The following is a 25,603-nucleotide window of genomic DNA, read 5'->3' as shown; positions in this document are numbered from 1 at the left end:
CGGCTTTGGAAACCCTGGCGCGCGCCCCTCGGTTCGAGATACCGTTCGCGCCACCGAAAAGTTACGGAGCATTTCATGCCCAACCTGTCCTTCGTCTCGCCCACGCGCAACAGTCCCTGGGGTACCTACCTGTCCCAGATCGACGCGGTGGAGCCGTACCTCGGCAACCTGGCGCGCTGGGTGGAGACGCTGCGCCGACCCAAGCGCGCCCTGATCGTCGACATCCCCATCGAACTGGACAATGGCACCATCGCCCACTACGAGGGCTACCGCGTCCAGCACAGCCTGACCCGAGGCCCCGGCAAGGGCGGCGTGCGCTACCACCCCGACGTCACCCTGGAAGAGGTGATGGCGCTGTCGGCCTGGATGACGATCAAGAACGCCGCGGTCAACCTGCCCTACGGCGGCGCGAAGGGCGGCATCCGCCTGGATCCCAAGACCCTGTCGCTGAAGGAACTGGAGAAAGTTACGCGCCGGTACACCAGCGAGATCGGCATCATCATCGGCCCGACCCAGGACATTCCGGCGCCTGACGTCAACACCAATGGCCAGATCATGGCCTGGATGATGGACACCTACTCGATGAACGTCGGCGCCACCGCGACCGGCGTCGTCACCGGCAAGCCGATCCCGCTGGGCGGCTCGCTGGGCCGCGTGGCCGCCACCGGCCGCGGCGTGTTCGTGATCGGTCGCGAGGCGATGCGCCGCCTGAACGTGCCGATGGAAGGCGCCCGCGTCGCGGTGCAGGGCTTCGGCAACGTCGGCTCGATCGCCGCCAAGCTGTTCTGCGCCAACGGCGCCAAGATCGTCGCGGTGCAGGACCATACCGGCACCATCCACAACGACAACGGCGTCGACATGGGCGCGCTGCTGGACCATGTGGCCCTGGCGGGCGGCGTGGCCGGCTTCAAGGGTGCCGACGGCATCGCCAACGAGAACTTCTGGGACGTCAAGACCGACGTGCTGATCCCGGCCGCGCTGGAAGGCCAGATCACCGCCGAGCGCGCCCAGCGCCTCTCGACCCGCATCGTGCTGGAAGGCGCCAATGGCCCGACCACGCCGGACGGCGACGCCGTGCTGGCCGACCGCGGCATCATCGTCGTACCCGATGTGATCGCCAATGCCGGCGGCGTGACCGTCTCCTACTTCGAGTGGGTGCAGGACTTCTCGAGCTTCTTCTGGACCGAGGATGAGATCAATGTCCGCCTGGACAAGATCATCACCGGCGCCTTCAAGGGCATCTGGGAAACCAGCGAGCAGCACAAGATCTCGCTGCGCACCGCGGCCTTCACCGTGGCCTGCACGCGGGTGCTGCAGGCGCGCGAGGAGCGTGGCCTCTACCCCTGAGATGGATCTGGTCGCAACAGCGAAAAAGGAAAGGCCCCTCGCGGGGCCTTTTTTCATTTCAGAGCCCGACCTTCTGTGGCGGCCTCGCCCAGCTCGCCGGCAGATCCTTCAGCACCGCGCCGGCATCCAACGACCGGATCGGCACCGTCAGATCCGCCGGGATGCGCTGGCGCGCCTGCAGGGCCATGTAGCGCAACGCGCTGACGCGCAGGAACGAAGCGAAGTTGCCGACCGCGCCGCGCGCCTGCACCAGCTCGTCGTAGAGCTTCTCGATCAGCTGGGTGACCGAGAGGCCGTCGCGGGCACCGATCTCCTCCAGCACCTCCCAGTGCAGGTTCTCTAGCCGGATGCTCGTGACCACGCCATGCAGGCGCACCGAGCGCGTGCGCGATTCATAGGATTCCGGATCGGCGCTGATGAAGACCTGGCACATGGGCAACTCCCTGGGCAGATGACGGCGATTTTCGTCTCAATGCTCGACCCGTGTACCCAGCACGGCCAGGAACTGCGCGATCCAAGCCGGGTGCGCGGGCCAGGCCGGAGCGGTGACCAGATTGCCGTCGGTGACCGCCTGGTCCACGGGAATGGCCGCATAGCTGGCACCGGCCAGCTCGACCTCGGCGGCGCAGGCCGGGTAGGCCGAGACCCTCTTGCCGCGGATGATGCCGGCCGCGGCCAGCAGCTGGGCGCCATGGCAGATCGCCGCGATCGGCTTGTCGGCGCGGGCGAAGGCCTGCACCAGGGGCACGACGCCCTCGATCGTGCGCAGGTACTCGGGCGCGCGGCCGCCGGGGATCACCAGGCCGTCGTAGTCCTCGGCCTTCGCGTCGGCGAAGCTGGCGTTCAAGGTGAAGCGATGGCCGGGCTTCTCGGAATAGGTCTGGGCGCCCTCGAAGTCGTGGATCGCGGTCAGCACGAAATCGCCGGCCTTCTTGCCGGGGCAGACCGCGTCGACCCGATGGCCCACGGCCTGCAGCGCCTGGAAGGGCACCATGATCTCGTAGTCCTCGACATAGTCGCCGGCCAGCAGCAACAGTTTCTTGGCCTTCTTGCTCATGCCTCTGTCTCCTTGTCGGGCGCCGACCGGGACCACCCCGACGGGCCTGCCCGATTGTGGGAAGGGCGGCGGCGCGGCGGGTAACAGCCGGGTACGACGGCCGCTACACTGCCGGCACTATGAGTGCAGTTCCGTCTTCCCTTGACGCCGCCCTCGCCCTGCGCATGGGCCGGCAGACCCTGGAAATCGAAGCCGCCGGCATCGCGGCCATGGCGCCGCGCCTGGGCGAATCCTTCGTGCGCGCGGTCGAGGCCGTGCTGGCCTGCCAGGGCCGGGTCGCCGTGATGGGCATGGGCAAGAGTGGCCATGTGGGCCGCAAGATCGCCGCCACCCTGGCCTCCACCGGCACGCCGGCGCTGTTCGTGCACCCGGCCGAGGCCAGCCACGGCGACCTGGGCATGGTGACGGTCAGGGACGTGGTGCTGGCGCTGTCGAATTCCGGCGAGAGCGACGAGCTCAACGCCATCCTGCCGGTGCTCAAGCGCCTGGGCGTGACCATCATCGCGATGACCGGTCGTGGCGACTCCAGCCTGGCCCGCCATGCCGACATCGTGCTGGACAGCCGGGTCGACCAGGAGGCCTGCCCGCTGAACCTGGCGCCCACCGCCAGCACCACCGCGCAGATGGCGCTGGGCGACGCGCTGGCCGTGGCCCTGCTGGACGCGCGCGGCTTCAAGGAAGAGGACTTCGCGCGCTCGCATCCCGGCGGCGCCCTGGGCCGCAAGCTGCTGACCCATGTGCGCGACCTGATGCGCAGCGGCGAGGCGCTGCCGCGCGTCGCACCGGACGCCGGCTTCACCGAGATGATGAAGCAGATGTCGGCCAAGGCCCTGGGCGCGGCCGTCATCGTCGATGCCAACGACAAGGTGCTGGGCATCTTCACCGACGGCGATCTGCGCCGCCTGGTCGAGAGCGGACGCGACCTGCGCTCGCTGAGTGCGGCCGAGGTGATGAAGGCCGGCCCGCGCACGGTGCGCGCCGACGCGCTGGCGGTCGACGCGGCCGACCTGATGGAAAGCGCCCGCATCACCCTGGTGCTGGCGGTCGACGAACAGCAGCGCCTGGTCGGTGCGATCAGCATCAACGACCTGATGGCCGCGAAGGTGATCTGATGACGACTGCTGTCTCGCGCCTGACCCCCGCGCTGCGTTTCCCGCCCGAGCTGCTGCTGAAGGCCCAGGGCCCCGGCCTTGGCCTGAAGGCGGCGATCTTCGATGTCGATGGCGTGCTGACCGATGGCCGCATCTACATCTCCGACCAGGGCGAGGATTTCAAGGCCTTCTCCACCCTGGACGGCCATGGCCTGAAGCTGCTGGACCAGGGCGGCATCCTGCCGATCATCATCACCGGCCGCGATTCGCCGGCGGTGCGCCGCCGCGTCGCCGACCTGGGGCTCAAGCATGCGGTCTACGGCGCCAAGGACAAGCTGGCCGTGGCCCAGCCGCTGCTGGACCAGCTGGGCCTTGCCTGGCCCGAGGTGGCCGCGATGGGCGACGACTGGCCCGACCTGCCGCTGATGCTGCGCGCCGGCTTTGCCTGCGCGCCGGCCCAAGCCCATGCCGAGGTGCGGGCGATTGCGCACCACATCACCGCCGCCGCCGGCGGGCATGGCGCCGCGCGCGAATGCTGCGACCTGCTGCTCAGCGCGGCCGGCCGCTACGAGGCGCTGCTGAACGGCCATCTGTCCACGCTGGACGGCGGGGGGCGCGGCTGATGGCCACCACGCTGGCCCCGCTGAAGCCGCCGGCCCAGCGCCGCCTGCCGCAGACCTGGCTGTGGCGGTTGCAGAGCCTGCTGTCGGCCTATCTGCCGCTGCTGCTGATGGCCTTCCTGGCCGCCGGCACCTGGTGGCTGGTCAAGAACACGCCGCTGCTGGACGGCCCCACCGAGCCGGTGCCGCCGCGCCATGTGCCGGACTACCGCATGCAGGGCTTCGAGCTGCAGCGCTTCGACAAGGCCGGCACCCTGCGCTTTCGCATCGAGGGCAGCGAGATGCGCCACTACCCCGACACCGACACGGTGGAGATCGACCAAGTGCGGCTGCGCGCCTTCGGCAACGATGGCAGCCTGACCCTGGCCACCGCCAAGCGCGCGCTCGGCAACGGCGACGGCAGCGAGCTGCAGCTGCTCGGCGAGGTCACGGTGCAGCGCTTCGAGACCGGCAAGGACGGCCAGCTCGCCGAGGCGCCGCGCCTGCAGGTGCAGGGCGAGTTCCTGCATGCCTTCCTGAACCGCGAGCTGCTGCGCTCGCACCTGCCGGTGCGCCTGCTCTACGCCGGCGGCGACATCAACGCGCGCGGCTTCGAATACGACCACCCGAGCGGCAAGCTCAGCTTCAGCGGCCGCAGCACGGCCCGCATCGAACCGCGGGCACCCCGGCCATGAACGATCACAGCAGCACCAGCCCGCTCGTCTACATCACCGGCGCCTCCAGCGGCATCGGCCAGGCCCTGGCCTTGCGCTACTACCAGGGCGGCTACCGGCTTGCGCTGGTGGCGCGCCGCACCGTCGAGCTGCGCGCCTGGGCCGAGGCCCAGGGCCTGAGTCCCGAGCGCTACGCGGTCTACGGCGCCGATGTGCGCGACGTGGCCGCGATCACCGGCGCCGGGCGCGACTGCATCGCCGCCCAGGGCCTGCCCGATATCGTGATCGCCAACGCCGGCATCAGCATCGGCATGGACAGCGCGATCCTCGAGGACATCGAGGTGATGCGCTCGATCTACGAGACCAACAACATCGGCCTGGCCGCCACCTTCCAACCCTTCGTCGCCGCGATGAATGCGCGCGGCAGCGGCGCGCTGGTGGGCATCGGCAGCGTCGCCGGCATCCGCGGCCTGCCCGGCCATGCGGCCTACTGTTCCAGCAAGGCCGCGGTGATCAGCTACTGCGAAAGCCTGCGCGGCGAATGCCGGCCCTTCGGCGTCAAGGTCGTGACGATCTGCCCCGGCTATATCGACACGCCGCTGACGCGCGAGAACCGCTACTCGATGCCCTTCCTGATGCAGCCGGCCGATTTCGCGGCGCGCGCCTTCGAGGCGGTCGCCGCCGGCGCCAGCTACCGCGTGATCCCCTGGCAGATGGGCGTCGTCGCCAAGCTGATGCGCCTGCTGCCGAACGCGCTGTTCGACAAGGCCCTGGCCGGCCGGCCGCGCAAGCACCGCGCCGGCGCCTGAGCGCCGCGCCCGGTGCGCGAGCCATGCGCGCCACACCGCCACGATGAGAAAAGATACCCTGCTGACTCTGGGCACCCTGCTATGCCTGGGCCTGGCCGCAGCGGCCCAGGCCAGCCCGTCACCCCAGGCCCTGCGGCTGGCGCCGGGCATGGCCGCGCCGCAGGTCGACGGCGCGCTCGACGAGCCGGCCTGGCGGCTGGCGCCGGTGCACGACCGCTTCGTGCAGTTCCTGCCCGAGGACGGCCAGCCCGCTCCCGCGCGCTGGCGCACCACGGTGCAGGTGCTGGTCGAGGCCGATGCGCTGGTATTCGGCATCCGCGCCTATGACGACGAGCCCGCGCGCATCCGCGCCCCGCTGACGCGCCGCGACCAGGTCAAGCGCGACCAGGACTTCGTCTCCATCGTGCTGGACCCGGTGGGCCTGCGCCGCTCGGCCCAGTTCGTGCGCATCAACGCCGCCGGCGTGCTGGGCGACGGGTTGTTCACCGCCGATGACGATGTCGAGGACTTCGCGCCCGATTTCGACGTGCAGGCCGCCGCCCGGCGCCTGCCCGACGGCTACAGCATCGAGCTGCGCTGGCCGCTGGCGGCGCTGCGCTTCCCCCATGCCAACGGCGAGACCTGGCGCCTGATGGTCACGCGCAGCGTGCCGCGCGAATCCAGCCATCTCTATGTCAGCGCGCCGCTGACGCGCGAGGCGCTGAACTTCATCGCCGAGCTGCAGCCGCTGGAGGGGCTGGGCGACCTGGCCGAGACGGTGCGCGAGCGCAGCTTCCTGAGCCTGCGGCCCGAGCTGACCCTGCGCGGCACCCGCGCCAGCGGGCCCGACGGGCGGCGCCGCAAGGACGAGGCCTCGCTCGGCGCCGAGCTGAAATGGCGGCCGCGCGCCGACTGGGTGCTGGATGCCACCCTGAACCCGGACTTCTCGCAGGTCGAGCTGGACACGCCGCAGCTGGCCGGCAACACCCGCTTCGCGCTCTCGGTGCCGGAGAAGCGGCCCTTCTTCCTGGAAAGCACGGACATCGCCGGCACCAGCCAGCCGGATGATGTCGGCACGCCGCGCGCGCTGTCGGCCTTCTATTCGCGCGCCATCACCGATCCCGACTGGGGCCTGCGCGCCACCTGGCGCGGCGCCCAGGCCCAGGCCACCCTGATGCAGCTGCGCGATGCCGGCGGCGGCGAGGTGCTGCGCGCCCATGCCTACGGCACCGCGAGCTACCGGCAGCCGGCCGACTCGACCGCCAGCATCGCGCGCGCCCGCATGCACCTGGGCGCCTGGGGCCTGGGCGCGCTGGCCTCCTCGCGCGACTATGGCGGCGGGCGCAGCAACCGCGTACTGGGCGGCGAGGCGTCCTGGCAGCTCGGCCCGCAGGATCTGCTGCGCGGCCAGCTGCTGTTCTCGCGCACTAGCGTCGGCTTCGATGCGTTGGACGAGCACGCGTTCGCCCGGCCCGCGCAGAGCGGCCATGACCTCTGGCTCGGCTGGATGCATCGCAGCGAGGACTGGAACAACAGCGCGCATTACGAGCAGGTCAGCGCCCGCTTCGCCAACGACAACGGCTTCGTGCCGCAGTCGGGCTTTCGCCGCGCCACCGCCCATCTGCATCGCCGCCTGGGCGCGCAAGACCTGGCCCCCTTCCCGGTGTACGAGAGCGAACTGCAGCTGAAGCTGCAGCGCAGCGAGACCCTGGCCGACGCCGAGCATGGCGTGGCGCGCGGCGAGCTGCTGATGCAGCGCTTGCAGCCGGGCATCTGGTTCACCTCGGCACGCAATATCGAGGTCTGGAGCCATCTGGGCCTGGACGCGCAGCGCGCGCGCCAGGGCGGCGCGCTGCACCGGCTGCGCACCCTGACCGCCGGCTTCGGCGGCAACCCGGCGCCCTGGCTGACCTGGCTCAGCGCCGAGCTGGAATGGGGTCGGCGCCTCGACGTCGAGGCCGACCGCGTCGGCCGCGGCGCCTGGCTGCTGATCGAGGCCAAGCTGCGCCAGCCGCTGCCGCGCGGCTGGTGGCTGGAGTTCGAGCAGCATGCCGAGCAGGGCTTCGTGCGCGGACCCGAATCGCGCCGCGCCTTCCGCGACCTGGCGCTGCAGAGCCTGCTGGTGCTGCATGTCAGCGCGCGCGACTCGCTGCGCCTGATCGGGCAGAACTCGCGCTACCAGCGCCGCGCCGAGCCGGCCCGTTTCGAGGCCGCCAACGAGCGCGACCGCAATTTCTCGCTGGTGGCCCAGCATCGCCAGAGCCTGAACCGCGTGTTCAGCCTGGGCCTGAGCCGCGCGCGCGCCTGGCCGTCCGACGCGAAGCAGACCGAGCTGTTCGCGAAAGCGGTGTTCGGCTATCCCTGAGGAGCGTGGGCACCCGCGGCCCGGGCGCTCATCCCGAGAAAAACAAAAGGCGCCCGAAGGCGCCTTTTGCTTTATGTGCTGGGCTGATCAGTAGCCGCCGCGGTTGCCACCGCCGAAGCCGCCGCCGCCGGAGCGGCCACCGCCGCCATAGCCGCCACCGCCCGAACGGCCACCGCCGCCACCGCCGTAACCACCGCCGCCGCCGAAGCCGCCGCCGCCCGAACGGCCACCGCCGCCGAAGCCGCCGCCACCCGAACGACCGCCGCCGCCGCCGAAGCCGCCCGGACGCTCTTCACGAGGACGAGCCTCGTTGACGACGATGGCGCGGCCTTCCAGAGGCTGGCCGTTCATGCCGTTGATGGCGGCTTGCGCCTCGGCATCCGAACCCATTTCCACGAAGCCGAAGCCCTTGGAACGGCCGGTTTCGCGGTCCATCATGACCTTTGCGGAGGTCACGGTGCCGAATTGACCAAACGCCTCTTGCAGCGATTCGTCACGCACGCTGTAGGCCAGATTGCCCACATAAAGCTTGTTTCCCATGGGGAAGCCCTTTCAATACCAGATAACCATGTGGAGCTTCAACCCATCGTGAACCATTCAAGCGAAGGCGTGGCGTCCAGACACAGGTAAACGATTATGGGTGAAGGGTCCAGCGATGCGCAAAGCGCCCCCACTCAGTGTTGTTTTTCGTCCCCGAGAGAAAACCCGCAGTTCGCACATTTCTCCTGCCCGGGCGGGGCGGGGCGGCCGGTCTTGCGGGCTGGCTATCATCGCGGCCAACCGCGAGCCCGCACCATGCCCCACAAACTCTCCCTCCAGGCCCTGAATCGCGTGCTCGCCAGCCTGGACGCGGCGCGCAACGGCCCGGCGCTGTATGCGCTGCTGGCCACCTTCTGTGGCGCCGGCCTGCTGCTGGCGATGGCGGAGTCCGCGCTGGCGCGCCAGGAGGCGGTCTGGGGCGGCATCTGGGCCGGGCTGGCGCTGGCTGTCGCCTTTTATGGGGTCAACGCCACCGGCCTGCTGTTGATGGACCAGAGCCTGGGCCGGCCGGTGCGGGATGTGCAGGACGCCTTCCGCGACGCGCTGCTGAGCGGCCACCGGGTGCTGCTGTGCCTGCTGGTGGTGCTGGCCCTGCTGGGCCTGCTGCTGGGCGGGTTGCTGGGCCTGCTGTGGGCGGCGCGCTTGCCCGTCGTGGGTGTGCCGCTGTTCGCACTGACGGTGCCGCTGGGGGTCTTGCTGCTGGGCAGCGCCAGCTTCGCGATCGCGGTGCTGGTCGGGCCGCTGACCGGCCCGGCGGTCTGGGCCGGCCAGGGTGTCGGCGCGACCTTGGGCCTGCTGCGCCGCCAGGCGCGCCGCGGCCTGCCGGAGGCGGCGCTGCTGATGGCGGCGGTGCTGCTGCTGACCGCCCTGGTCAGCGCGGCGGTCAGCTTTGTCGTGATCGGCGGCGGGCGCATGCTGGCGCTGCTGGCGGTCTGGGGCGCGGGCATCGAGCTGCCGCCGCAGCAGCTGATGGCCGGCCTGTTCGGCTACGGCCTGCGCAGCCTGGGCGCCAGCGGCGCGCCGGTGGCCGGCAGCCCGCTGGGCATGGCGGCCCTGGTCGGCGGCGGCATGGTGTTCGCGCTGGCCCTGGTGCTGCCGGGCCTGGTCTATCTGCGCGGCTGCTGCGCGGTCTACCTGGTGCTGCGCGGCGCGCCGGAGGACGAGCGGGCGTGACGGTGGCACCTGTCCGCATCGCCAGCCTGGTGCCCTCGATCAGCGAGCTGCTGGTCGCGCTGGGCCTGGCGCCGCTGCTGGTGGCGCGCACCGGTTTTTGCATCCACCCGGCCGAGGCGATGGCGGCGATCCCCAAGGTCGGCGGCACCAAGGACGTGAACCTGGCCAAGCTGCGCCGGCTGGCGCCCACGCATGTGATCGTCAATGTCGACGAGAACCGGCTCGAGACCTTGCAGGCGCTGCGCGAGTTCGTGCCCGAGGTGCTGGTGACCCATCCGAACGGACCGGCCGACAACCTGACCCTGCTGGCGCAGCTGGTCGAGGCCTTCGGCGACGCCCTGCCCGGGGTGCGCGAGCGCGCCGCGGCGCTGGCCGAGGCGCTGCGGGCCGAGCTGGCGCGCTGCGCCGCCACGCCCTGGCCGGGCGAGCGGGTGCTGTACCTGATCTGGCGCGAGCCCTGGATGACGGTGGCGCGCGACACCTATATCGCGCGCATGCTGGCCCAGGTCGGCTGGCAGAGCTGGCCGGCCGTCGAAGGCGGCCCGCATGGCGCGGCGCGCTATCCGGTGCTGGCCGGCGACGAGCCCTGGCTGACCGGTATCGAGCGCGTGCTGCTCAGCTCCGAGCCCTACCGTTTCGACGCCGGCCACCTGCCGCTGGCCCAATCCCTGTGCCCGCAAGCGCGGGTGCAGCTGGTCGATGGCGAGCTGCTCAGCTGGTACGGCCCCCGGGCGGCCCAGGGTCTGGCCTATTTGCGCGCCCTGGCCGGCGCCGCACAATGACGCGATGGATCTGTACAAACCGCTGATCGCCCTGCTGGCGATCGTCAACCCGATCGGGGTCGTCCCCTTCTTCATCCACTTCACCCAGAGCTTCACGCGCCAGCAGCGCCAGCGCACGATCCGCGTCAGCGCCTTCACCGCCTTCATCGTGATCGGCGTCAGCGCGCTGGCCGGCCTGAAGGTGATCGAGTTCTTCAACATTTCGCTGGCCAGCTTCCAGGTCGGCGGCGGCACCCTGCTGCTGATCAGCTCGCTGCAGATGCTGAATGCCCAGCCGGCCGAAAGCCGCAAGGAGGATGTGCAGGAGGGCGCCGACAAGGCCGACGCCGGCGCCAGCATCGCGGTGGTGCCGCTGACCATCCCGCTGCTGACCGGCCCGGCGACCATCTCGACGATGGTCATCTATGCCGACAAGACCCGCTACTGGTGGGAACTGGGCGTGCTGGTCGGCTATGGCGTCGTGGTCGGCCTGGTGACCTTCGCGGTGTTCTCGGCCTCGGGCCGCATCGCCCGCGTGCTGGGCCAGACCGGCATCAACATCATGACGCGGCTGATGGGCCTGATCCTGGCCGCGCTGGCGGTGGAGCTGCTGGCCGACGGCCTGACCAAGCTGTTCCCGATCCTGTCCTCGCACCTGGCCCGGTGATGTCCGCCCCCCGCCAGCGAGTACCCTGGCGGCCCCCCGAGGGGGCGCAAGCCGTTCTTGGGAGCGGCCCGGCGAACGGCTTGAGCCGGGCTGCCCTGCTGCTGCTGGAGGATGACCCGGCGATCGCCCAGACCGTGCAGTTCGCGCTGGAGCGCGAGGGCTTTGCTGTCGAGCCTTGCGGCTGGCTGCAGGAGGCGCGCATGCGGCTGGCGCGCGGCGGCATCGCCGCCGCCATCCTCGACGTCGGCCTGCCGGATGGCAGCGGGCTGGACCTGTGCCGCGAGCTGCGCGCCGGGCCGCAGGCGCGGCTGCCGATCCTGATGCTCAGCGCGCGCAGCGAGGAGATGGACAAGGTGCTGGGCCTGGAGCTGGGCGCCGACGACTACCTGGCCAAGCCCTTCAGCCCGCGCGAGCTGGTGGCGCGGGTGCGCGCGCTGCTGCGCCGGGCGGCGCCGCAGCCCGCCGATCCGGCGCCGGCCTTCGTCGTCGAGGGCGCGGGATCGCGGGTGCGTTTCCATGGCGAGCTGCTGAGCCTGACCCGGCGCGAGCTGGGCCTCCTGCTGAAGCTGCTGGACGCGCCGCAGCGCATCCACAGCCGCGAGCTGCTGCTGGACGCGGTCTGGGGCCAGGACGCCGACAGCGCCGACCGCACGGTGGACACCCATATCAAGACCCTGCGCGCCAAGCTGCGCGCGGTGCGGCCCGAGCCGGACCCGATCCGCACCCATCGCGGCCTGGGTTACTCGCTGGAATGAGGAGCCTGCCTTGCGGCTCGGCTTGCGCCTGTTCTTCGCCTTCTTCCTGATCGCCGGGCTGTCGTCCTTCCTGCTGCTGCGCGTGGTGCTGACCGAGGTCAAGCCCAGCGTGCGCGAGGTGATGGAGGACATCATGGTGGACACGGCCAATCTGCTGGCCGAGCTGGCGCTGGACGATCTGGCCGCCTTGCCGCCCGGCGGCGACCTGCGGGCCAGCCGCTTTGCCGAGCGGGTGCAGGACTATGCGCGCCGCCCCATCGACGCGCAGATCTGGGGCCTGCGCAAGCAGAGCCTGGACTTCCGCATCTATGTCACCGACGCCCGGGGCCGGGTGCTGCTGGACACCGGGCCGGGCGCGGCGGTCGGCGCCGACTATTCGCGCTGGCGCGATGTGGCCCTGACCCTGCGCGGCGACTATGGCGCCCGTTCCAGCCGCGCCACCTATGGCGACGACCGCAGCACCGTGCTGTACGTGGCCGCGCCGGTGCGCCGCGGCCAGCAGGTGCTGGGCGTGGTCACGGTGGCCAAGCCGGTCGCGACGATCCAGCCCTTCATCGACCGGGCCGAGCGCCGCATCCTGATCGCCGGCCTGGCGCTGCTGGCGCTGTCGCTGGCGGTCGGGGTCGCGGTGACCTGGTGGATGGTGGCCAGCGTGCGGCGCCTGCGCCGCTATGCGCAGCAGGTGCAGGCCGGGCGGCGCGAACCGCCGCCGCCGGTGCCGGGCGAGCTGGGCGAACTGGCCCTGGCGATGGACGCGATGCGCGGCCGGCTCGACGGGCGCGAGCATATCGAGCACACGGTGCGCGCGCTGACCCATGAGCTGAAGAGCCCGCTGGCCGCGCTGCGCGGCGCCGGCGAGCTGCTGCAGGAGGAGCTGGCGCCCGCCGACCGCCAGCGCTTCGCCGGCCAGGTGGTGGCGCAGAGCGAGCGCCTGACCGAGCTGGTCGAGCGCCTGCTGGAACTCTCCAAGCTGGAGCTGCAGCAGGGTCCCGGGCATCCGGCCCTGCTGCGCCTGGACCAGGCGGTGGAGCAGGCGCTGGCGCGCCTGGCCGACCGGCTGGCGCAGCAAGACCTGACCCCGCATTGGACCGCGCGCGCGGCGCCGGAGGTGCGCGCCGATCCGGAGCTGCTGGCTTTGGCGCTGGCCAATCTGCTGGGCAATGCGCTGGACTTCGCGCCGGCGGGCTCGGTGCTGGAGCTGGCGGTGCGCGTGGAAGGCACGCAAGCCGTCTTCGAGCTGCGCGACCAGGGCCCCGGCGTGCCGGAGGCGGCGCGGCCCCAGCTGGGCCAGCGCTTCTTCTCGACCGCGCGGCCCGGCAGCCTGCGCAAGGGCTCGGGCCTGGGCCTGGCGATCGTGCGCCGCGTCGCCGAGCTGCATGGCGGGCGGCTCGCGTTCGAGCCGGCCGAACCGGGGCTGCGCGTGCGCCTGTTCCTGCCGCTGGCCTGACTTCACGCTGGCCTCACAAACTTCCTCGTCCGCTCACCGAGCGCTTCCAGACTGCGGCTCCTGTTCAATAGAAGGAGGAGCCCGAGATGGGATCGTCGCGTGCCTTGTTGTGGAAGCTGATCATCCTGGCCGGGGTCAGCCTGTTGCTGTCGGTGGTGCTCTTGCGCATCGGTTTCCTGGTCGACGAGCGCCAGGGCCGTCAGCGCGAGGCCTTCGAGAGCGTGGTGCAGGCCCAGGCCGGCGCGCAGACCCTGCTGGGCCCGTTGCTGCTGCGCCATTGCAGCGAGGAATGGGAGAGCGTCAGCGGTGAGGGCAAGGACCGCCGCGTCAGCCGCGAGAAGCGCCAGTTCATGCTGAGCGCCGTGCCCAGCCAGCTGAATCTGAGCGGCGCGCTGAACCAGGAGCCGCGCTACCGCGGCATCTTCAAGGTCAATGGCTATGCCGGCCCGCTGCAGCTGGAGGCGCAATGGGCCTCGCTGGAGGCGCTGCAGCCGCGCGCCGAGCATGCCGGCTCGCGCCTGAGCTGCGAGGACCCGGTCGTGATGCTGGCGGCCAGCGATGCGCGCGGCCTGCGCGCCGCCGAGCTCAAGCGCGGCCAGGAGCTGCTGCGCATCCGCCCCGGCACCCGCCATGACTGCTATCCGCGCGGCCTGCACGCGGTGCTGCCGGAGCTGGCGCCGGACCAGCCGCTGCAGCTGAACCTGCGGCTGGAGCTGGCCGGCACCCAGCGTTTCGCGCTGGTGCCCGCCGCCGCCGCGACGCGGATGAACCTGCGCTCCGACTGGCCGCATCCCAGCTTCGGCGGGCGCTTCCTGCCCGGTGAGCGCGAGATCGGCGAGGCCGGCTTCGGCGCCGTCTGGCAGATCACCGAGCTGGCCAGCAGCGCCGCGGCCGATGTGCTGGCGCAGCGGCCCATCGGCGAGCTGGACACCTTGGAGTTCGCGATGGTCGACCCGGTGAACCCCTATGTGATGAGCGACCGCGCGATCAAGTACGGCCTGATGTTCATCCTCCTGACCTTCGTCTGCGTCGGACTGGTCGAGCTGCTGGCCGGCGCGCGGGTGCATCCGGTGCAGTACCTGCTGGTCGGCCTCGCTTTGAGCGTGTTCTTCCTGCTGCTGCTGAGCCTGTCGGAGCACCTGAGCTTTGCGCTGTCCTATGCGCTGGCGGCCGGTGCGGCGGTGGCCCTGCTGGGCTTCTACGGTGCGGCGATGCTGGGCGGCTGGGCGCGCGGCCTGGGCTTCGGCGCGCTGGTCGCGGGCCTGTACGCGGCGCTCTATGCGCTCCTGAACATGGAGCAGACCGCGCTGGTGATCGGCGCGCTGCTGATGTTCGCGGTACTGGCAGCTGTCATGACGCTGACAAGGCGCATCGACTGGTATGCGCTGGGCGCAACAGCCCGGGGGGCGACTCGGTAGCAATGCCCTTGTCCGCACCGCTGGCCTGGGCCAGCATCGCGGGCATGAGTTCTTCCGCGTTCGACTACATCATCGTCGGCGCCGGCACCGCCGGCTGCCTGCTGGCCAACCGGCTCAGCGCCGACCCGCGCAAACGGGTGCTGCTGCTGGAGGCCGGCGGGCAGGACGACTACCACTGGATCCACATCCCGGTCGGCTATCTCTACTGCATCGGCAACCCGCGCACCGACTGGCTCTACCAGACCGAACCGGCCGCGGGCCTGAACGGGCGCAGCCTGCGCTACCCGCGCGGCAAGGTGCTGGGCGGCAGCTCCAGCATCAACGGCATGATCTATATGCGCGGCCAGGCGCGCGACTACGAGGGCTGGGCCGAGGCCAGCGGCGAGGAGAGCTGGCGCTGGGGCCAGGTCTTGCCATTCTTCAAGAAGCACGAGAACCATTGGCGCCTGGACGACGGCGCGGGCTCGGACGAGTTCAAGGCCCTGCACGGCCATGGCGGCGAATGGCGGGTCGAGAAGCAGCGCCTGTCCTGGGACATCCTGGACGCCTTCTCGCGCGCCGCGCAGCAGGCCGGCATCCCGGCCAGCGAGGACTTCAACGGCGGCAACAACGAGGGCGTCGGCTATTTCGAGGTCAACCAGCGCGCCGGCCTGCGCTGGAACACCGCCAAGGCCTTTCTGCGCCCGACCTGCCTGGGCCGGCCCAACTTCGAGCTCTGGACCGGCGTCCAGGTGCAGCGCCTGCTGCTGGAGCGCAGCGATGGCGCACTGCGCTGCCAGGGCGCCGAGGTGCGCACGCCGCAGGGGCTGGAGACGGTCTCCTTAAGCCCCGGCGGTGAGCTGCTGCTGGCGGCCGGCGCGATCGGCTCGCCGCAGATCCTGCAGCTCTCCGGCCTCGGGCCGGCCGCGCTGCTGCAGCGCCATGGCATCGAGGTGCAGCAGCATCTGGGCGGGGTCGGCGCGAACCTGCAGGACCATCTGCAGATCCGCGCGGTGTTCAAGGTGCAGGGCGCGAAGACGCTCAACACCCTGGCCGCCAGCCCCTGGGGCAAGGCGCGCATCGGCCTGGAATACCTGCTGCGCCGCAGCGGGCCGATGAGCATGGCGCCCTCGCAGCTGGGCGCCTTCGCGAAGAGCTCGCCCGACCTGGCCTGGCCCGACCTGCAGTACCACGTGCAGCCGCTGTCGCTGGACGCCTTCGGCGAGCCGCTGCATGGCTTCAACGCCTTCACCGCCAGTGTCTGTAACCTGAACCCGACGAGCCGCGGCACGGTCGAGATCCGCTCGGCCGACGCGGCCGAGGCGCCGCTGATCGCGCCCAACTACCTCGGTACCGAGGAGGACCGCCGCATCGCCGCCGAGAGCCTGCGCCTGACGCGGCGCATCGTCGCGCAGCCGGCGCTGGCGTCCTACCGGCCCGAGGAATACAGGCCCGGCCCGCAGTACCAGAGCGACGAGGAGCTGGCGCGCCTGGCGGGCGATATCGCGACCACGATCTTCCATCCGGTCGGCACCTGCAAGATGGGCCGCGCCGAGGACGAGATGGCGGTGGTGGACGGCCGCCTGCGGGTGCATGGGGTGGCCGGCCTGCGCGTGGTGGACGCCAGCGTGATGCCCAGTATCACCAGCGGCAACACCAATTCGCCGACCCTGATGATCGCGGAGAAGGCGGCCGCCTGGGTGGCCGAGGCGGCTGCCCACCCATGACCGATGGCAGGGGTGGTCCCGCGCCCCTAAGCTCGCGCGGCTCGCCGCCTGGCGAGGGGATGGGGACCACCAGCGATGAAAACATTTGAACTGCTCGTCAACGGCGAGAAGCGGCGCGTGCGCGCCGAGGCCGACAAGCCACTGCTCTGGGTGCTGCGCGAGGACCTGGGCCTGAGCGGCACCAAGTTCGGCTGCGGCGCCGCCCACTGCGGGGCCTGCACCGTGCATGTGGACGGCGCGCCGATGCGCTGCTGCGTCGTGCCGGCGCCGGCCCTGGCCGGGCGCCGCATCACGACGATCGAGGCCCTGTCCGGCGAGGCGCGCGGCCGCGCGCTGCAGGCGGCCTGGATCGCGCACCAGGTGCCGCAATGCGGCTATTGCCAGAGCGGCATGCTGATGGCCGCCGCGGCCCTGCTGGCCGAGCATGCAACGCCCAGCGATGCACAGATCGACGCGGCGATGACCAATCTGTGCCGCTGTGGCACCTACCCGCGCGTGCGCGCGGCGATCCATGCGGCGGCGCGCGAGCTGGCCGGGAGCCGGCCCTCATGATGCAGCGCCGCGATTTCATGCTGCGCTCCGGCCTGGTCGCCGGGGCCTGGGTGCTGGCCGGGCCGTTGCCGGCCGCGACGCCGGCGCAGGCCGCGCCGAGTTTCTCGCCCTGGCTGCGCTTCGAGCCGGACGGCCGGCTGATCGTGCTGAGCAATGTCGTCGAGATGGGCCAGGGCGCGCATCTGGGCGTGCAGCGCCTGGCGGCCGAGGAGCTGGACCTGCCGCTGGCGCGGGTGGTGGTCGAGCAGGCGCCGGTGGCGGCCCGCTACGCCAGCCCGGCGATCAAGACCTATGCCAGCTACGGCAGCCTGGGGCTGGAGCTGTCGTTTCGCGACCTGCGGCCGGCCTGCGCCGCCGCGCGTGAGATGCTGAAGCAGGCCGCGGCCGCGCGCTGGGGCGTCGACGCGCCGGCCTGCCGCACCGCCGAGGGTCAGGTCTTGCATCCGGACGGCAGCCAGCGCCTGGACTATGCCGCGCTGCTGGCCGAGGCCGCGCGCCTGAGCCCGCCGGAGAAGCCGGCGCTGAAGCCGCCGGCCGACTGGCGGCTGCTCGGCAAGAGCGCGCCGCGCGCGGACCTGCCGGCCAAGGTGGACGGCAGCGCGCGCTTCGGCATCGACGTGCGCCGGCCCGGCATGAAGGTCGCGACCGTGGCCCATGCGCCGCAGTTCGGCGCCAAGCTGCTGGCGCTGGACGAGAAACCGGCGCTGAAGATCGCCGGCGTGCGCCGCGTGCTGCGCCTGCCCGGCGGCACCGTGGCGGTGGTGGCCGACAGCTACTGGAGCGCGCGCCAGGGCCTGCAGGCGCTCAAGCCGCGCTGGGCCGATGGGCCGCAGGCGGGGCTCGATGCCGAGCCCTTCCGCCAGCGCCTGCTGGCGGCGGCCCAGGCCGGCGAGGGCAAGCCCTTCGAGAAGCACAACGACCCGCGCATCGACCGACCCGCCGTCGCGCAGGCGCTGGCCGGTGCGGCCCAGCTGCTGGACATCAGCTACGACGTGCCCTTCCTGGCCCATGCGACCCTGGAGCCGATGAACGCGATCGCCGAGGTGAGCCCGGACGGCGCCCGGCTCTGGCTCTCGACCCAATGCGCGCAGGACGTGCAGCTGGGCGTGGCGCGCGTGCTGGATCTGCAGCCCGAGCGGGTGCAGGTCCTGCCGCAGCTGATCGGCGGTGGTTTCGGGCGGCGCCTGGAGCATGGCTTCGCGATCGAGGCCGCGCTGATCGCGAAGGCGATGAAGGGCGTGCCGGTGCAGCTGATCTGGTCGCGCGAGACCGATATGCGCGCCGGCGGCTACCGGCCCGCGGCGGCGGCGCGGGTGCGCCTGGCGCTGGACGCGGCGGGGCAGCCGACCGCGCTGCGCGTCGATGCGGCCAATCCCTCGCTGCTGGAGTACACCACCCTCACCAACGGCACGCCCAGCCCCGAGTTCGACTGGTCGGCCGGCATGGGCCTGATGTGGCAGGACTATGCGCTGGGGCCGATGCAGCTGGGCTGGACCCGGGTCGACGCCGGCGTGCCCTGCGGCTACTGGCGCTCGGTCGGCGCCTCGCAGAACGTGTTCTTCCTCGAATGCACGATCGACCGCGCGGCGGCGCTGGCCGGCATCGACCCACTGGCCTACCGGCTGCGCCTGCTGGCCGAGCGGCCGCAGACCCGGCGCCTGCTGGAGGCGCTGGCCGAGCGCGCCGGCTGGGGCCGGCCGCTGCCGGCCGGGCATTTCCGCGGCATGGCGATGAGCGCCGGCAACTCGGCGCGCAGCGCCCATGTGGTCGAGATCGCGCTGGCCGGGCCGGGGCGCTTCCGCCTGGTGCGCATCCATGCGGCGGTCGATGCCGGCATGGTGATCAATCCGGATGCGGTCGAGGCGCAGATGATGGGCGGCACCCTGTTCGGCCTGTCGGCCGCGCTGGCCGGCGAGATCACCCTGGCCGATGGCCGGATCCAGCAGGGCGGCTTCGACAGCTACCCGCTGGTGAGCCTGGCGCAGACGCCGCCGCTGAACGTGCTGGTGCTGGGCAACGGCAACCGGCCGCGCGGCGTCGGCGAGGAAGGCCCGGCCTCGATCGGCCCGGCCATCGCCAATGCGCTGTTCGCCGCCACCGGTCGGCCGGTCCAGCGCCTGCCGCTGACGCGGGCCGGCTGGACTCTCGCCGACTGAGGGCGCTCAGCCCGTGAAGCGCTGCTCCAGATAGGCCAGCAGGGTGCGGATGGTCTGCGCCTCGCCGCCGATCGGGCGGCCGGGGCGGGGGCCGTCGTTCCAGGCGAACAGGTCGATGTGCAGCCAGTCCTGGTGCTCGGGCACGAAGTACTCGAGGAACAGGGCGGCATTGATCGCGCCGGCGAGGGCACTCTTGCCGGTGTTGACGATGTCGCCGATGGTGCTTTCGATGCCGCCCTTGTAGGGCGCCCACAGCGGCATGTGCCACAGCGGGTCGTCCAGCTTCAGGCCCAGATCGACCAGGTCGCGCGCGGTGTCATGGTGCTTGCTGAACAGCGCCGGCAGCTGCGCGCCCAGCGCGACGCGGGCCGCGCCGGTCAGGGTCGCCAGGTCGATGATCAGCTCGGGCTTGCCCTCGCTGGCATAGGCCAGCGCGTCGCTGAGGATCACGCGGCCCTCGGCATCGGTGTTGCCGATCTCGATCTGCAGGCCCTTGCGGGTCGGCACGATGTCGCCGGGGCGGTAGGCATTGCCCGCGATCGCGTTCTCGACCGCCGGGATCAGCACCTGCAGGCGCACCGGCAGCTTGCAGGCCATGATCAGGGTGGCCAGGCCCAGCGCATTGGCCGCGCCGCCCATGTCCTTCTTCATCTGGCGCATGCCGTCGGCCGGCTTGATGTCCAGGCCGCCGGTGTCGAAGCAGACGCCCTTGCCGACGATGCTGACCAGCGGATGCTTGGGGTTGCTGCCCCAGTTCAGCTCGATCAGGCGCGGCGCGCGGGTCGCGGCGCGGCCGACCGCATGCACAGCCGGGAAGTTCTTCTTCAGCAGCGCGTCGCCGACGATCTGGCTGAACTTGGCGCCATGCTGCTTGGCCACCAGCTGTGCCGCCTTGGCCAGCTCCTCCGGGCCCATATGCTCGGCCGGGGTGTTGACCAGGTCGCGCGTCGCGCTGATCGCGGTGGCCAGGGCCAGGCCGCGCTGGGCCGCGGGGCTGTCGGCCAGCGCCAGGGTGGCCGGGGCACGCAGGCTGCCGGGCTTCTTGTAGATGTCGAAGCGGTAGGCACCCAGCTCCCAGGACATGGCCGCGGCCTCGGGATCCAGCACCAGGCCCGCCTCGGCCAGCTGGTAGACGCCCTCCGGCAGGGCCAGCGGCAGGCTGGCCAGCGCGAACGGCGCATTGGCCTGGGCCACGCCGGCGAAGACCTGGCCCAGCTTGCCGTCGGCGCCGGGTACCAGCGCATGGGTGTCGGGCGCGCCCTTGAAGCCCAGGGTCTCCAGCCAATGGCGGGTGGGCGCGGGCAGCTGGGGAGCGAGGGCCTGGAAGGCGGCGCGGTCGACCACGGTAATGGCGATCGCGGCGGCCGACATCTTGTTCTTGAGTTGAACCGTCATGGCTGTGAGGGGGTTTTGTGCGAAGCGGGGATTGTCTCAGCAGCTGCTCTGCAGCCGGGCGAGCAGCGCTTTCGCGGCCGGGCCGGCCTCGGCGGGCGGATCTGCTGCGTCCTGCAGGCTGGTCAGCAGGCGCTGGGCGGTGGCCAGCTGGGGCGTCAGCGGGCCGATGAACAGCAGCTCGCGGCCGCGCCCGACCAGCAGGGTCGGGAAGGTCTCGACCTCCAGGTCATCGACCAGCTCGGCATCGTCCTCGATGTCCACCCAGACGAAGCGCCAGTCCGGATGCTGCTCGCGCAGCGCGGCGAACACCTCGTGGTAGCCGTCGCAGACCCGGCACCAGCCGGCGCACAGGCAGGCCACCAGCATGGTGGCGGGGGGCGGCGAGGCGGGGGCGGCGGTGGACCTCGGTCCCGACTGTAGCGCCTGCGGCCCTGCAAAGATTTGTTGCACCCCGCTGTCAACCATGCACCGCGAGCCGGCGTTGAACCGGCACTGTGGCCTCGTTGGGCACCAGAATGAGGCAAAAAAACGCCATGAAAAGTCAGCATCGCACCGAACCGCAACCCCGCCGCCAGCCGCTGCCGGACTGGAATCCCGACAACAAGGGCCGCAAGCACGAGGCTTTCGAGGCCGTCAGCCTCGGTTGCGACCGCCGCAGCCTGGCCCGCGCGCTGCGCTTCGACAGGAAGCGTTGACCACCCCCTACGGCCTTCGGCCGCCCCCTGAAGGGGGCGAGTCCAGCGGCCCGGCGGAGCCGGATCCTCGGACTCCGCGCGGTAAATGCACCACGACGGTGCTTTTTGCTAGCCCAAGGGCGCCAGCAGCAGTTTCAGGTCTTCCTCGGTGAACTTGGCCGCTTCGGCCGGGTCGCTGCCCAGAATGCCTTCGGCCAGCGCCCGCTTGCGGCGCTGCAGTTCCAGCATCCGCTCCTCGATGCTGCCCTCCACCACCAGCTGATAGACCAGCACCGGCTTGTCCTGGCCGATGCGGTGTGCCCGCGCGCTGGCCTGGTCCTGCACGGCCGGGTTCCACCAGGGGTCGAGGTGGATCACCATGTCGGCCGCGGTCAGGTTCAGGCCGACCCCGCCGGCCTTCAGGCTGACCAGCAGCAGCGGCACCTCCTCGGCCTGGAAGCGCCGCACCACCTCGGCACGCCGGGCCGGCGCGGTGGCGCCGGTCAGGCTCAAGCAGTCCAGCCCGCGCTCCCGCAGCGCCGCCTCGACCAGCTCCAGCAGCCGGGCGAACTGCGAAAACACCAGCACCCGCCGTCCCTCGGCCAGCAGCTCGGGCAGCATGTCCAGCAGCAGCGCCAGCTTGGCACTCTGGGCGCCTTCCGCCCCCTGGGTTCCGCTGGGCAGCAGCCGCGGGTCGCAGCAGACCTGGCGCAGCTTCAAAAGCGCATCCAGCACCGTGATCTGGGCGGCGCCGAAACCCTGCTTGGCCAGCGCGCGCCGCACCTGGATGTCGGCCGCAACGCGCACGCTCTCGTACAGCTCCAGCTGCCGGCCCTCCAGCGCGACCCGACGCAGGGTCTCGGTCAGCGGCGGCAGCTCGGCCGCCACCTCGCTCTTGCGCCGGCGCAGGATGAAGGGCCGCACCCGGCGCGCCAGCAGCTCGGCGCGCAGGGTCTCGCCGCCCTCCTCGATCGGCTTGCGCCAGCGCTGCTGGAAGCTGCGCGCATCGCCCAGGAAGCCCGGCATCAGGAAGTCGAACTGCGCCCACAGCTCGCCCAGATGGTTCTCCAGCGGTGTGCCGGTCAGCGCCAGCCGGTGCCGGGCGCGCAGCTGGCGCAGCGCCTTGGCCGAACGGCCGGCGGCGTTTTTGACCCATTGCGCCTCGTCCAGCACCAGCAAGTGCCAGGGCTGGGCCTGCAGCGCGCGGGCATCGCGCCACAGCAGCGCATAGCTGGTCAGCACCAGGTCGGCCCGGCCCAGTTCGGCGAACTGCTCGTGCCGCTGCGGGCCATGCAAGGTGAGTACCCGCAAACCGGGAGCGATGCGCCGGGCCTCGGCCTGCCAATTGAACAGCAGCGAGGTCGGTAGCACCACCAGGGCCGGGCGGTCGAGCCGGCCCGCCTCTTTTTCGAGCAGCACATGGGCCAGGGTCTGGGCGGTCTTGCCCAGGCCCATATCGTCGGCCAGCACGCCGGCCAGCCCCTGCGCGCGCAGGTATTGCAGCCAGGCCAGGCCCTGCAGCTGGTAGGGCCGCAGCCGCAGCGCCAGGCCGGCGGGCGCCGCCACCGGCGGCGGGCTGCCGGCGGCCAGCAGGGTCTGGGCCATGCGGCGCAGGTCCGCGTCGCCATGGATCTGCCAGCGCGTCCGGTCGTCGAGCAGCGGCGCCAGGCGCAGCGCGTCCCAGTCGTCCAGCAGCAGCGCGCCGTCCGGCGCCGTCTCGCGCGGCAGGGTCAGCAGGTCCACCATCGCGCCGACGATGGCCTTCAGCAGCTCGGCCGGCGCATGCACGCGCCGCCCGCCGGGCGCGCGCAGCGGGATCAGCGCCAGGTCGTCGATGCCGGCCAGCGCCTCGCGGCTGCTCCAGCGGCTGTCGCGGCGCAGCAGGTCGGCGATCAGCGGCGCCAGGTCCAGGTTCTCGCCATCGACCTCGACGCCCAGGCTGACCAGCCAGGAGCCCTGGCGGTTCGGCAGGCTGACCGGCTCGATCTTCAGCTGCCAGCCCGAGGCCGCAGCCGGCCGGTGCGCGAAGCCGGGCCGGACCTCAATCTCCCAGTCGTGGGCCTTCAGCAGCGGCACCTGCTCCAGCCAGAAGTCGCCGAAGAACTCCTCCTGGGCCAGGGTCCAGAGCTTGTCATGCCCGCGCGCGGCGGCCGGGCTGCGCCATTGCAGCCGGCCCGGCTCCAGCGGCAGCAGGCCGGTGGCCCAGAGCTGGTCGCGCGCCTCGGCCTCGGCGCCCAGGTCGCGCGCGATCAGGCGCTCGCCATGGGCATGGCTGGCGCCCGGCCGGCTGTTCAGCAGGCTGCGCGGCGCCGGGATCTCCAGCGGCTCGGCGCCGGCGGGCCGATAGATCCAGTCCACCCGGGCCACCGTGACCTGCTCGCCGCGCGGCCCGATCGCACCCTGCGGCGTCAGGCCCAGCAGGCCGTCGCCGCGGCTCAGGGTCTGCAGCAGCAGGCGCGCTCGGAACGGCGCGGCCTCGCCGACCGCTGGCGCCGCTGGCGCAGCGGCCGGGGCCGGCGCCTCCTCCTCCGGCTGATTCAGCATCAGATCCATCAGTCGGGCCGCGTCGGCCTCGGGCAGGCGCGGCAGGGCCTGCAGCTCGGTGCGGCTGGCGCGCCGGCGCAGGGCCTGGACCCAGGTCTGCAACAGGGCCTCGCGGCGCGGCGCGTCGGCCTCGTGCACCAGGCGCTGCAGCAGGGCGGCCGCATGCTCGCAGAAATGGCGGGTCTTGCAGCTGCACAGCGCGCTGTAATGCGGCCGCCCCTGCGCGTCCGGCACGCCCTGCAGCACCAGCTCATGCTCGTCCAGGCGCGCGCTGGCGCCCTGCGCATCGGCGCGCACCTGCTGCAGCCGCGGCTGCAGCGCCACCCCGCGCTTGAGCCGCGCCGGTGTGAACAGGCGGCGCAGCTCCGCCTCCTCGGGCGGCCACAGGCGGGGGGACGGGTGCGGTGTCGACATCGGCCGCGATTGTCTCCGCGGCCGCGCCCGCCTCAGCGCGGTCGGCGCGTCAGCGGCACCAGCAGCAGCGCGCCCAGGCCCAGCACCGCGACGCCGACAAGGGCGCCGGCCTTCACATAGACCAGGCTGGCCCACAGCAGGTAGAGGCAGCAGGCGACGAACAGCAGCGGCAGCAGCGGGTACAGCGGCACCCGGAAGGGCCGCGGCGCCGCGGGCTCGTGCCGACGCAGCACGATCAGCGCCGCGCCCGACAGGCTCAGGAAGAACCAGTAGACCGGCGACAGATAGTCCACCATCGTCGCGAAGCCGCCGCGCGTGGCGGCGCCGAAGGCCACCAGGGCCAGCGCGACCGCGCTGGTCGCCAGCACCGCCGCGGTCGGCGTGCCGCGCTTCGCGTTCCATTGCCCGAGCCGCAGCTCACGCTGCAGGTCGCGCGCCGCCGCATAGGTGGTGCGCGGCCCGGCGATCAGGATCGCGTTCATCACCGACAACGCGGTCAGGGTGACGATGCCGACGATCACAAGCTCGCCGCCGCGCCCGAAGGCCGCGCGCATCAGCGCCGCCGCCGGCGCCTCGCTGGCCGCCAGGCCGGCCAGGCCCAGGCCCTGCAGATAGGCCCAGTTGGCCAGCAGATACAGGCCGGTCACCAAGGCCAGGCCGATCAGCAGCGCGTGCGTGATGCCGCGGCGCGCGTCGCGCATCTCGGCCGACAGGGTGGCCGCGTCGCTCCAGCCGCCATAGGCCAGGAACACGAAGATCAGCGCGGTGCCCCAGTCGCTGCCGCTGGCGGCGTTCGCCGCGGCTTGCGGCGGCGGTGCCGCGACGCCGGCCGCGCCCAGCAGCAAGAGGCCCAGCAGCACCACGCCCATCAGCGAGAGCTGGGTGCCCAGGCCGACGCGCAGCCCGGCCAGGTTCAGCCCGGTCAGCAGCAGGATCAGCGCCGCCGCCAGCCAGGCGCTGGCCGCCTCGCCCAGCCAGGGCCGCAGGTCGACCGCCTGGGCCAGGTAGTCGCCGAACACGAAGGCCAGCAGGGCCATCGAACCGGTGTGGATCACCGCGAAGCGCGACCAGGCGAACAGGAAGCCCAGGCGCTGGCCATAGGCGCGGCGCAGGAAATGGTAGTCGCCGCCGGCGTCCGGAAAGGCCGCGGCCAGCTCGGCGAAGCACAGCGCGCCGACGAAGGACAGCAGGCCGCCCAGCGCCCAGGCCAGGTAGAGCTCGGCCGGGCTGCTCAGCGCGGCGGCGGCCATCGGCGAGGTCTTGAAGATGCCGGCCCCGATCACCATGCCGACGCAGACCGCGACGGCATGGCGCACATCGAGCTGGCGCTGGGGCAGGGCGGCGGGTGTGGCGCAGGACATGGGCGGCGATGCTAACCGCGGGCCGCCGCATGAGCATATGCCCATTGCGTCCTTGGTCCGGGCCGCGGCCCGGGCTAGGCTCGGCGGGGTCAGTTCTTGCTCTCCCCGCCTCGATGCAC

Annotated in this window: 23 protein-coding genes; 16 read left to right on the top strand and 7 right to left on the bottom strand. The window is 71.9% G+C overall.

Going from position 1 to position 25,603, the window contains the following annotated elements; translation table 11 throughout:
* Positions 1 to 75 precede the first annotated feature (75 nt).
* A complete protein-coding gene (locus tag G8A07_RS27555) occupies positions 76 to 1,347 on the top strand; it encodes a Glu/Leu/Phe/Val dehydrogenase (protein ID WP_195795085.1) in 1,272 nt (423 codons plus the stop codon).
* A 58-nt stretch (positions 1,348 to 1,405) separates the two neighbouring features.
* On the opposite strand, the gene G8A07_RS27550 is transcribed toward G8A07_RS27555, so the two are convergent.
* Positions 1,406 to 1,780 (bottom strand): ribbon-helix-helix domain-containing protein, encoded by a 375-nt coding sequence (locus G8A07_RS27550; RefSeq protein WP_195795084.1) that lies wholly within the window; start codon positions 1,778 to 1,780, stop codon positions 1,406 to 1,408.
* A 36-nt stretch (positions 1,781 to 1,816) separates the two neighbouring features.
* Positions 1,817 to 2,404 (bottom strand): DJ-1/PfpI family protein, encoded by a 588-nt coding sequence (locus G8A07_RS27545; protein ID WP_195795083.1) that lies wholly within the window; start codon positions 2,402 to 2,404, stop codon positions 1,817 to 1,819.
* 119 nt (positions 2,405 to 2,523) lie between these two features.
* Here G8A07_RS27545 and G8A07_RS27540 point away from each other — a divergent pair, with 119 nt between their 5' ends.
* The 5 genes from G8A07_RS27540 to G8A07_RS27520 are packed head-to-tail and all read left to right on the top strand — an operon-like array spanning position 2,524 to position 7,921.
* Entirely contained in the window at positions 2,524 to 3,516 is a 993-nt protein-coding gene (locus G8A07_RS27540; protein ID WP_195795082.1) for an SIS domain-containing protein, read from the top strand.
* Complete coding sequence (locus G8A07_RS27535) at positions 3,516 to 4,118, top strand: HAD family hydrolase (RefSeq protein ID WP_195795081.1); 603 nt, start codon at positions 3,516 to 3,518, stop codon at positions 4,116 to 4,118. The genes G8A07_RS27540 and G8A07_RS27535 overlap by 1 nt, the downstream gene beginning before the upstream one ends.
* Complete coding sequence (gene lptC, locus G8A07_RS27530; protein WP_195795080.1) at positions 4,118 to 4,789, top strand: LPS export ABC transporter periplasmic protein LptC; 672 nt, start codon at positions 4,118 to 4,120, stop codon at positions 4,787 to 4,789. Before G8A07_RS27535 ends, lptC begins: the two co-directional genes overlap by 1 nt.
* Positions 4,786 to 5,577 carry an SDR family oxidoreductase gene (locus G8A07_RS27525; RefSeq protein WP_195795079.1) on the top strand — a complete coding sequence of 264 codons (792 nt, stop codon included), beginning with the start codon at positions 4,786 to 4,788 and terminating at the stop codon, positions 5,575 to 5,577. Before lptC ends, G8A07_RS27525 begins: the two co-directional genes overlap by 4 nt.
* Positions 5,578 to 5,620: 43 nt before the next feature.
* Positions 5,621 to 7,921, top strand: a complete 2,301-nt coding sequence (locus G8A07_RS27520; RefSeq protein WP_195795078.1) for a carbohydrate binding family 9 domain-containing protein — start codon at positions 5,621 to 5,623, stop codon at positions 7,919 to 7,921.
* An 87-nt stretch (positions 7,922 to 8,008) separates the two neighbouring features.
* Here the strand turns inward: G8A07_RS27520 and G8A07_RS27515 are convergent, their stop codons facing one another.
* Positions 8,009 to 8,461, bottom strand: coding sequence for an RNA-binding protein (locus G8A07_RS27515; RefSeq protein ID WP_195795077.1), 453 nt, complete (start codon positions 8,459 to 8,461; stop codon positions 8,009 to 8,011).
* A 255-nt stretch (positions 8,462 to 8,716) separates the two neighbouring features.
* Here G8A07_RS27515 and G8A07_RS27510 point away from each other — a divergent pair, with 255 nt between their 5' ends.
* From G8A07_RS27510 to G8A07_RS27470, 9 genes are all read left to right on the top strand, one after another.
* Positions 8,717 to 9,634 (top strand): hypothetical protein, encoded by a 918-nt coding sequence (locus G8A07_RS27510; RefSeq protein WP_195795076.1) that lies wholly within the window; start codon positions 8,717 to 8,719, stop codon positions 9,632 to 9,634.
* Complete coding sequence (locus tag G8A07_RS27505) at positions 9,631 to 10,416, top strand: helical backbone metal receptor (RefSeq protein ID WP_195795075.1); 786 nt, start codon at positions 9,631 to 9,633, stop codon at positions 10,414 to 10,416. Before G8A07_RS27510 ends, G8A07_RS27505 begins: the two co-directional genes overlap by 4 nt.
* A 4-nt stretch (positions 10,417 to 10,420) precedes the next feature.
* Positions 10,421 to 11,062, top strand: coding sequence for a MarC family protein (locus G8A07_RS27500; protein ID WP_195795074.1), 642 nt, complete (start codon positions 10,421 to 10,423; stop codon positions 11,060 to 11,062).
* Between the two features lie 80 nt (positions 11,063 to 11,142).
* Complete coding sequence (creB, locus tag G8A07_RS27495; protein ID WP_249937168.1) at positions 11,143 to 11,817, top strand: two-component system response regulator CreB; 675 nt, start codon at positions 11,143 to 11,145, stop codon at positions 11,815 to 11,817.
* A gap of 10 nt (positions 11,818 to 11,827) precedes the next feature.
* Positions 11,828 to 13,264, top strand: a complete 1,437-nt coding sequence (gene creC / locus G8A07_RS27490; protein WP_195795073.1) for a two-component system sensor histidine kinase CreC — start codon at positions 11,828 to 11,830, stop codon at positions 13,262 to 13,264.
* An 86-nt stretch (positions 13,265 to 13,350) separates the two neighbouring features.
* Positions 13,351 to 14,682: a cell envelope integrity protein CreD gene (gene creD, locus G8A07_RS27485; RefSeq protein WP_195795072.1), complete on the top strand. Its 1,332-nt coding sequence runs from the start codon at positions 13,351 to 13,353 to the stop codon at positions 14,680 to 14,682.
* A gap of 44 nt (positions 14,683 to 14,726) precedes the next feature.
* Entirely contained in the window at positions 14,727 to 16,388 is a 1,662-nt protein-coding gene (locus tag G8A07_RS27480; RefSeq protein WP_195795071.1) for a GMC family oxidoreductase, read from the top strand.
* Positions 16,389 to 16,463: 75 nt separating this feature from the next.
* Positions 16,464 to 16,940: a (2Fe-2S)-binding protein gene (locus G8A07_RS27475; RefSeq protein WP_195795070.1), complete on the top strand. Its 477-nt coding sequence runs from the start codon at positions 16,464 to 16,466 to the stop codon at positions 16,938 to 16,940.
* A complete protein-coding gene (locus G8A07_RS27470; protein WP_195795069.1) occupies positions 16,937 to 19,096 on the top strand; it encodes a molybdopterin cofactor-binding domain-containing protein in 2,160 nt (719 codons plus the stop codon). The genes G8A07_RS27475 and G8A07_RS27470 overlap by 4 nt, the downstream gene beginning before the upstream one ends.
* A gap of 6 nt (positions 19,097 to 19,102) precedes the next feature.
* Here G8A07_RS27470 and G8A07_RS27465 read toward each other — a convergent pair whose 3' ends face one another.
* A complete protein-coding gene (locus G8A07_RS27465; RefSeq protein ID WP_195795068.1) occupies positions 19,103 to 20,491 on the bottom strand; it encodes a M17 family metallopeptidase in 1,389 nt (462 codons plus the stop codon).
* A gap of 36 nt (positions 20,492 to 20,527) precedes the next feature.
* On the bottom strand, positions 20,528 to 20,857 hold the full coding sequence (locus G8A07_RS27460) for a thioredoxin family protein (protein WP_195795067.1): 330 nt from the start codon (positions 20,855 to 20,857) through the stop codon (positions 20,528 to 20,530).
* 167 nt (positions 20,858 to 21,024) lie between these two features.
* On the opposite strand from G8A07_RS27460, the gene G8A07_RS27455 reads away from it, so the two are divergent.
* A complete protein-coding gene (locus G8A07_RS27455) occupies positions 21,025 to 21,186 on the top strand; it encodes a hypothetical protein (protein WP_195795066.1) in 162 nt (53 codons plus the stop codon).
* A 108-nt stretch (positions 21,187 to 21,294) separates the two neighbouring features.
* Here the strand turns inward: G8A07_RS27455 and G8A07_RS27450 are convergent, their stop codons facing one another.
* Together G8A07_RS27450 and G8A07_RS27445 are read right to left on the bottom strand one after the other, a co-directional pair.
* The gene (locus G8A07_RS27450; RefSeq protein ID WP_213086209.1) at positions 21,295 to 24,123 is read right to left on the bottom strand and encodes a DEAD/DEAH box helicase; all 2,829 of its coding nucleotides are present in this window, start codon (positions 24,121 to 24,123) and stop codon (positions 21,295 to 21,297) included.
* A gap of 32 nt (positions 24,124 to 24,155) precedes the next feature.
* Positions 24,156 to 25,484, bottom strand: a complete 1,329-nt coding sequence (locus G8A07_RS27445) for an APC family permease (RefSeq protein ID WP_195795065.1) — start codon at positions 25,482 to 25,484, stop codon at positions 24,156 to 24,158.
* Positions 25,485 to 25,603: the final 119 nt, after the last annotated feature.

The sequence above is a fragment of the Roseateles sp. DAIF2 genome, assembly GCF_015624425.1.
Taxonomy (GTDB): domain Bacteria; phylum Pseudomonadota; class Gammaproteobacteria; order Burkholderiales; family Burkholderiaceae_C; genus Kinneretia.
This window is presented reverse-complemented; position numbering and strand designations above follow the sequence as displayed.